Annotated in this window: 2 protein-coding genes; one reads left to right on the forward strand and one right to left on the reverse strand. The window is 31.6% G+C overall.

The window, feature by feature from the left end; translation table 11 throughout:
- Positions 1-76: 76 nt before the first annotated feature.
- Positions 77-1,426: a DEAD/DEAH box helicase gene (locus RSC72_RS15795; protein ID WP_332566442.1), complete on the reverse strand. Its 1,350-nt coding sequence runs from the start codon at positions 1,424-1,426 to the stop codon at positions 77-79.
- Between the two features lie 107 nt (positions 1,427-1,533).
- Here RSC72_RS15795 and argS point away from each other — a divergent pair, with 107 nt between their 5' ends.
- Entirely contained in the window at positions 1,534-3,306 is a 1,773-nt protein-coding gene (gene argS, locus RSC72_RS15800) for an arginine--tRNA ligase (protein WP_332547064.1), read from the forward strand.
- The last annotated feature ends 91 nt before the right edge of the window (positions 3,307-3,397 follow it).

Consider the following 3,397-nt stretch of genomic DNA (forward strand, 5'->3'; position numbering starts at 1 on the left):
ACTCATTTTTATAATAATTAATTTTTAATCTGTCCAAACTTTTGGGTGCAGTCTATAATCAAGTCGCTTTTGTATTTTATTTACCTTTTTTACGGGCTTTTTGTTTTTGTTGACCACGGTTTTTAGGCTTAGATTTTGGTGGTTTACGTTTTGTAGGACCTCCTAAGTTAACCTTTTTGTTCTTGTCTTTTTTCTCGTGAAATGAAGCTCCACGCTCTTCAACTTTTACAGTTGTTAGCATTTTCATTTTTACAACATCTTTCTCAAACTCACGTTTTACAGGATTTATGATAACTTCATCTGTAGGAAATGCTTGTTGTAAAATATCTTTTTCCATCAAAGCTTCAATTGCTTCAATAGAATCAGTTTCTTTTTCAGAAAAATAAGAGATAGAATCTCCCGTTTTATCTGCACGACCTGTACGCCCAATACGGTGAATATATTGTTCAGGAACTTCAGGAATCTCGAAGTTAATAACGTGTGTAACATCAGGAATATCCAGACCACGCGCCATAATATCAGTTGTAATAATACCTCTTAATTCATCATTACTAAAAGATTCCATTGTGCGTAAACGGAAGTTTTGTGATTTATTTGAGTGAATTACGCCAAATTCATCCGGATAAATTTCATTTATATGATCAAATATTAAATCAGCATGTTTTTTATTATTTGCAAAAATTAATACTTTCTCAAAACTTGCTTTATCACTTAAATGATGTGTAAGTAGGTTTAATTTTGTATTGAAATTGACAACAGGAATCGCTATTTGTTTAATTTTTTCTAACGGTGTTCCCGAACGTGCCAAGGAAATTTCGAGTGGATTTTTGAAATATTCTACCAACATATCATCTACCTGATCTGTCATCGTTGCAGAAAATAAGATGTTTTGACGTTTATCGCTCATCATCGTAAATAAATGCGATAATTGTGCTTTAAAACCTAAACTTAACATTTCGTCAAACTCATCAACAACCAATTTCTTTGCTTCTTTGAAAGAAAGTACGTTGTCTATTGCTAAATCTAAAATACGTCCTGGTGTACCAACTAAAATGTCAACACCTTTATAAACCGCAAGTTTTTGCGTATTGATGTTTACACCACCATATATTCCCAAAATACGAACGTTGATAAATTCCGCTAAATTTTGTAAAATATCTGTAACCTGAACCACTAATTCGCGAGTAGGAACAAGAATAACTATTTTTGGTTGATGTGTTTTAGAATATTGATACGTCTTAAGTAAAGGCAAAAGATAAGCCAATGTTTTACCCGTACCAGTCTGTGCAATTCCCATTATATCTCGCCCAGAAAGAATCGGTTTGAACGTTTTTTCTTGAATGGGTGTAGGCGATGTAATATTCATCTTTTCTAAAGAAGAATACAATTGTTTTGTTAATTCGAAATCCGCGAATGTAGCTTTCATTGTGCAAAGATATGTTTTCTAATTGAATTCTTAAAAACTCAATTATCAATCCGTTCAAATTCGTTGAAACTTTGTACTTTTGCAGTTCGATTAATAAACAGGTAAAAATGAATTTAAAACAACACATCACACAAAACGTTTTAGACGCGATTCAAAATGTCTATCAAATTACGCCAGAATCTGTTGAAATACAGTTTACAAGGAAAGAGTTTGAAGGTGATTATACATTAGTTGTTTTCCCATTAATTAGAACTTTAAAAGGTAAACCAGAAGACATCGGAACAAAAATCGGTGAAAATTTGGTCGAAAATAATAAAATTACAGCATTCAATGTTGTAAAAGGATTTTTGAATATGAGTTTAAATATGATTGATTTCTTACAAGATTTCAATCAAAATGCTCAAAATAAAAATTACGGAACTGTAAAAGTTGATGAAAATTCTCGATTAGTAATGGTCGAATATTCATCTCCAAATACAAATAAACCTTTGCATTTAGGTCATGTTCGTAATAATTTATTAGGTTTTTCGGTTTCTCAAATAATAGAAGCAGCTGGTAATAATGTGATAAAAACACAAATTATTAACGACCGTGGAATTCATATTTGTAAATCGATGATTGCTTGGGAAAAATTTGGAAATGGAGAAACTCCTGAATCTACAGGAATGAAAGGCGATCATTTGGTTGGTAAATATTATGTAGAATTTGACAAACATTATCGTGGTGAAATAAAAGAATTAGTAGAAGCTGGTAAATCGGAAGATGATGCCAAAAAAGAAGCGCCAATTTTTTTAGAAGCACAAGAAATGTTGCGTCAATGGGAAGCACAAGAGCCAGAAGTTATTGCTTTATGGAATAAAATGAATGGTTGGGTTTACGAAGGTTTCGCAAAAACATACAAACGTCTTGGTGTAGAATTTGATGAATATTTATACGAATCCAACACTTATATTTTAGGAAAAGATTTGGTTGAAGAAGGTTTAAATAAAGGTGTTTTTTACAAAAGAGAAGATGGTTCTGTTTGGATTGATTTAACTGAAGATGGTTTGGACGAAAAATTAGTTTTACGTTCTGACGGAACATCGGTTTATATGACGCAAGATTTAGGAACTGCGGTAGAGCGTTTCAAAAATAATCCATCGTTGCAAGAATTAACTTATGTTGTTGGTAATGAACAAGATTATCATTTCAAGGTTTTATTCTTGATTCTGAAAAAATTAGGTTTTTCTTGGGCAGATGCACTACATCATTTATCTTACGGAATGGTAGATTTACCGAATGGTAAAATGAAATCTCGTGAAGGAACCGTTGTAGATGCTGACGAATTGATGCAAGAAGTATATAATACGGCAAAAGAAATTTCGGAAGAATTAGGTAAATTAGAAGGTTTATCGGATGAAGAAAAATCAGAATTGTACGAAACAATCGCGATGGGAGCTTTAAAATATTACATTTTGAAAGTTGATCCGAAGAAACGTATCTTATTCGATCCGAAAGAATCAGTAGATTTTAATGGAAATACAGGACCATTTATTCAATATACTTTTGCGCGTATCCAATCTTTATTAAGAAAAGAATCTCCAAAAGAATTTGATTTTGAATTGATTGAATTAAATGCAGCAGAAAAAGAAATTATTCGTGCTTTAAATGATTTTGAAGATACAATTGCAAAAGCGGCTACAGAAATGAGCCCAGCTTTGATTGCGAATTATGTGTACGAAATTGTAAAATTATTTAACTCTTTTTATCAAAATAATCCAATCTTGAAGAATGAAGATGAAAACGTGAAAAATTTCCGTCTTTATTTATCACAATGGGTTGCGAATACAATTCAATCTTCATTAAGATTATTAGGAATTGGCGTGCCAGAAAGAATGTAATTCAAATCAAAAATAGACAAAATGCCTCATCAAATTTAGACTGCACCCAAAAGTTTGGACAGATTAAAAATTAATTATTATAAAAATGAGT

Origin of the sequence: Algoriella sp., assembly GCF_036647415.1 — a bacterium.
Taxonomy (GTDB): domain Bacteria; phylum Bacteroidota; class Bacteroidia; order Flavobacteriales; family Weeksellaceae; genus Empedobacter.

Bases quoted from the DNA above. Each gene is read 5' to 3' on its own strand.
- RSC72_RS15795 (WP_332566442.1), bottom strand. From the start codon at position 1,426: ATGAAAGCTACATTCGCGGATTTCGAATTAACAAAACAATTGTATTCT.
- argS (WP_332547064.1), top strand. From the start codon at position 1,534: ATGAATTTAAAACAACACATCACACAAAACGTTTTAGACGCGATTCAA.